General features: G+C 56.4%; 5 protein-coding genes. 3 read left to right on the plus strand and 2 right to left on the minus strand.

Annotated elements, in window-relative coordinates; translation table 11 throughout:
- Positions 1-1,151 (minus strand): DUF3857 domain-containing protein (locus Q0R02_RS00105; protein ID WP_293879736.1); only part of this gene is annotated, 1,151 nt, incomplete at its 3' end.
- 156 nt (positions 1,152-1,307) lie between these two features.
- Here Q0R02_RS00105 and dcm point away from each other — a divergent pair.
- From dcm to Q0R02_RS00120, 3 genes are all read left to right on the plus strand, one after another.
- The gene (gene dcm, locus Q0R02_RS00110; protein WP_293879737.1) at positions 1,308-1,853 is read left to right on the plus strand and encodes a DNA (cytosine-5-)-methyltransferase; all 546 of its coding nucleotides are present in this window, start codon (positions 1,308-1,310) and stop codon (positions 1,851-1,853) included.
- Between the two features lie 357 nt (positions 1,854-2,210).
- Positions 2,211-2,882 carry a hypothetical protein gene (locus Q0R02_RS00115; protein WP_293879738.1) on the plus strand — a complete coding sequence of 224 codons (672 nt, stop codon included), beginning with the start codon at positions 2,211-2,213 and terminating at the stop codon, positions 2,880-2,882.
- A gap of 80 nt (positions 2,883-2,962) precedes the next feature.
- The gene (locus Q0R02_RS00120; protein WP_293879740.1) at positions 2,963-3,757 is read left to right on the plus strand and encodes a ParB/Srx family N-terminal domain-containing protein; all 795 of its coding nucleotides are present in this window, start codon (positions 2,963-2,965) and stop codon (positions 3,755-3,757) included.
- A 17-nt stretch (positions 3,758-3,774) separates the two neighbouring features.
- Here Q0R02_RS00120 and Q0R02_RS00125 read toward each other — a convergent pair.
- The coding region (locus Q0R02_RS00125; RefSeq protein WP_293879742.1) for an integrase catalytic subunit at positions 3,775-3,881 on the minus strand (107 nt) is incomplete at its 5' end.

Genomic DNA, 3,881 nt, shown 5'->3' on the forward strand with positions numbered 1-3,881 from the left:
TAATTTCCGCCATCCATGCCTACCGCCAGATAACGTATCCTGTCCTGAACCAGCTCAAGGGCGCGCTCAGCACGGCCAAGGGGTGTGCTTTCCAGCTTGATGATCGCATCAACCTCGGCGGCAACAGGACTTCCCGGAACAATCGTCCCTTCAGTCTTGTAGAGAGGCGCCATCACTTTCGAGACATCGTCCCAGCTCCCGAAGGTCGACAGCTCGATCAGCGGAGGGTGGCGGTAGCGCACGGGCGTATCATCGGGAATTTCAGGTGGTTTTGGTGCTGGCAGAGCTAGCGAAAGTTCGGTGTATGCGCCCTTTTTAATCGCCCGGGCATCGATGCCGTCGGCAAGCAGTTTCCATTTTGGTGCAGATGCCGTGGGCCATGAGAAGCGCATGTGCGCGTAGCCGACCCGCGCGGGCGCAGCAATGATCTGAGCCAGGCTTTGGACCCGCCCCGCCAGCGCATTGTCTCTCGAAGTCGTTGTCGCACGAAAATGCAATGTGTCGCCTACCTGAAGGCCTTCGATTGCCAGAGTTGCTGTCAGGATGCCGGTCAACTCGCGCTGTTCGAGCATTTGTTCGCGTCGGAGTACAGTGAATTTCTGCCCCTGCGCAAGAACATCAATGCGCTGGCCACCACGCAAAATCGATAGTTCGTGAACGATCAGATCGCCCTTGTCGGGTGCCCATGGCACTGTCAGAGTCGCGAATTGCGCAAGCATTTCCGGCGAAGAAATTCGCGTGGCTCCATCGACATAGGACGACAAAAGTCCGTCCTCGATCCGCTGCTGCATATCGTACATGACGATAGCGGGAGATTCTGCTGTCAGCTTTGTCGTGTCGGGCAGCAAAGCGGGGATTACCCACAAAGGCGCGGGCTGATAAAGAGGAACGTCGCCTGCCATGGCATCCGACACAAAAAACGTAGCCAGAGCACACATTATCCATCGGTGGTGATGTCGCAAACAAGCCCCCTCCATTGCCTTACCCTGTTTTCGCGCTATCGCAGAAGGATAGGGAAAGCACGCAGTTATTGCATCAGCCCGTTCGCCCGCCCGGATATCGGAAAGAGGTACGGAGAATAGTGAAAGCCACTGTCCATCCATGCTCGATGTGATCTTACCCGCGCATAATTTCGTCCGTTCGCGCAGCAACTAAGAAGGTCGTGCGGTTGAAAACGGAGCGGGCTGCACCAGACAAATGATTTTCAGAACAGACAGGAAACAAACTTGCTCTCTGGAGAATCTCTGTGCGATCGCGTCCGGAAGTGACCCAGTGAGTGAATTGCGGGGCGCGTTCAGGGGAATGCAGTGCCGGTCCAGAGCAGCGACTTCGATACAGAATTCCGCCGGTCGGGTCTGACCATTGCAGAGGCCGAGGCTGAACTCGGATTATCCGGCCGCCACATCAAGCGTTATCTTTCCGGGAGCGTACCACCGCCTAAGCTGGTGCGCGATAAAGTCCGTGACATTGCGCTCGGGCGCGCAGCGAAAAAGCCTGCGCCTGATACTCCGGCAGATTTCCGCTTTATCGACCTGTTCGCCGGGATCGGAGGGCTCCGGCTGGGGTTTGAGGCGATCGGCGGCAAGTGCGTCTTCACCAGCGAATGGGACAAATGGTCGCAGGCCACCTACCGGCGCAACTTTGCTGAGACTGAAGACCATGTCATGGTCGGCGACATCGGTCCCTATGGCGCTGATCCTTCGCTGATCCCGAAGCACGATGTTTTGCTGGCAGGATTTCCCTGTCAGCCATTCTCGCTCGCCGGCGTATCGAAAAAGAACTCGCTCGGCCGCAAGCACGGCTTCGAGGATCGGAGACTCATCAAAAGCCGGAGCATGTCGCTGATTATCTGAGTGCGTCTCCGGCACGACAATATCAATCAACCACTGCGAATAAATGTCAGATAACCGCGACTTTCTGCCAACGCCGGTGGACACAATCCGATAAGTCTCCGGATCTAGGAAAATAGTGGTGCTGGAGGCAGTCGCGAGCGAACCGGTATCCTCACCTGTTTCACCTGTTATTTCGCTGTTTATGCCACTAACAGGTGATTAGCGCCGGATTCGATATCGGTCAGATGAAATTATCCCAGTTTTCCATAGGGTTAAACAACTATTCGCCGGTCAACAATAACAGGTTAGAGATTTGTGACAACAGGACCATAACAGGCGGATAACAGGTGCAAACCGTACCTGTTTGGTGGACACGTTATGCAACCTCAGCTGGTGCTCAGTATCGGCCCTGCGCTGATGCCCGATTTCATGACCGGTTCGCTTGTTCATTCAATTCTTGCCTGGCCGATTGCTGCTGAAACGCACGTTTTTCAGCGAGTGAGCCAGGAGCTCATGGGAGGCGCACTCCGCCTGACCATGTCGCAAAATTATGACTCGGCGCTGTCCGTCATGAATGAATGGCCACAGGTGGATTGGGCGCAGATTAGGAGGCGCGCTCAAAAGCCGAAGCCTGCGCTCTGCTATCTTCACACGCGGCTTCAGCATCGAATGGCCGCGTCCGGCGCCGCGATCGGCATAACGCATCAGCAGCTCTTTGGCATTCAGGCGGTGCTGCCTCCCGGGATGACGGCGCCATCAATCGATCAATTTTGTGCCCTGATCAAAAGTGACGTCTCGATCGATGACCCGGAAAACATCGAAAAGCAGGTCTGGCGCAAATCGCTTCCGGTCATCCATCTAGCGATCGCGGCACAGCTCATGCTGAGGAGCAGACGGTCCAGCGGCGCCACATTCGATCCCGATCTGCAGGACATCGATTTCTATCGCGAAATCGTAAAGCTGGCCTGCTCGATCGAGCAAGTCGTCCATGATCATCCTGCGTTGGCTATGACCAGTGATCGCATGCCTCTGGTTCGCTGGTTCGAATGACAGAAAACGAACTTTAACCCTGCCCTTTATGTAAGATAGGTGATTATTGCTCTGCTCTCTTCCATCGGACGGAGTGCGCAATGTCAGCCTTATTCCCTTCACCGATGCTGCCCAATCGTCAGTTCGGTATCGGTTATATCTCGATCGAGCAGCTAAAGACGCATCCCGATAATCCCCGTCGGCACCCGGCCTCGCAGATCAAGGCGCTGAGTGCATCGATCCGGGCCTTCGGGTTTAACGTGCCCGTGCTGATCGATGGTGGCTACTGCATCATCGCGGGTGACGCGCGCGTTCAGGCAACCCGCAAACTTGGACTGAAGGAACTGCCGACAATCTGCATCGACCACCTCGATGAACACGCAGTGCGCGCCTTCAAGATTGCCGAAAACCGTTTGTCCGAACTGTCATCCTGGGATGATCAGTTGCTTGGTGCGGTGCTACGCGACCTATCCGAACTTAACCTCGACTTTGACATCGAAGCGACCGGCTTTGCAATGGCCGAGATCGACCTGCGGATTGAAGGTCTTGACAGTCCGGTGGAGGAAGCTGGTGACATCCTGTCGGCGGCGGGACCGTCAGTCGTGCAGCCAGGCGAGCTGTGGCAGCTTGGGGATCACAGCCTGGTTTGCGGCAGCGCGCTGGATCCATTGTCATGGACCCTGCTAATGGGAGATGCCCTCGCAATAACCGACCCTCCATACAATGTCCGGATTGATGGCCATGTGTCGGGGCTGGGTCAGCACAGGCATCGTGAGTTCGCGATGGCCTCGGGCGAAATGTCGGAAGCCGAGTTCATTATCTTTCTCGAAACCGCTGCTCGCCATATGCGGGATTGGTCGGTGCCGGGTGCGCTGGTAGTGACCGGCCCCCACTGAGTGGTCCGTGTTGATTGTTAGTGCATTGTTGCCTCCATCGCCAGTGTCGGTCGGAGGTGGAGCGTAGCGAAACCGGAGGGCGGCAGTGGCGATGGAGCGGCTTCCGGTGCCGGGGTGCGGTATC

It is taken from the genome of Sphingomonas sp. (assembly GCF_025353885.1).
Taxonomy (GTDB): domain Bacteria; phylum Pseudomonadota; class Alphaproteobacteria; order Sphingomonadales; family Sphingomonadaceae; genus Sphingomonas_O.